1 protein-coding gene is annotated in these 244 nt (G+C 72.1%); it reads left to right on the top strand.

Annotated elements, in window-relative coordinates; genetic code table 11:
• On the top strand, window positions 1-244 hold a 244-nt coding region (locus AX735_RS04305; RefSeq protein WP_156447410.1), incomplete at both ends, for a DUF2285 domain-containing protein.

Below are 244 nucleotides of genomic sequence, written 5' to 3'. Positions count from 1 at the left end.
CACCTAACCCCTTCGCACGCCTCGCGTCGGTCGAGCGCCTGTGCCGCCGCCTCAACGGCATGGCGGCCGGCCCGCCAGCGTGGCGCCCGCCGCCCTTCCGGCGCCTGCACCTCGTCACCTTGCTGCAAGTGCTCGACGGCCACCAGGCAGGCGCCACTCAACGCGAGCTGGCCGCCTCGCTGATCCATCGCAGGGTCCGCCGCTACAGCGCCGCCGAATGGGTTGAAAGCAAGGAGCGCAAGCG

The sequence above is a fragment of the Blastomonas sp. CCH1-A6 genome (assembly GCF_001556365.1).
GTDB lineage: Bacteria > Pseudomonadota > Alphaproteobacteria > Sphingomonadales > Sphingomonadaceae > Blastomonas > Blastomonas ursincola.
This window is presented reverse-complemented; position numbering and strand designations above follow the sequence as displayed.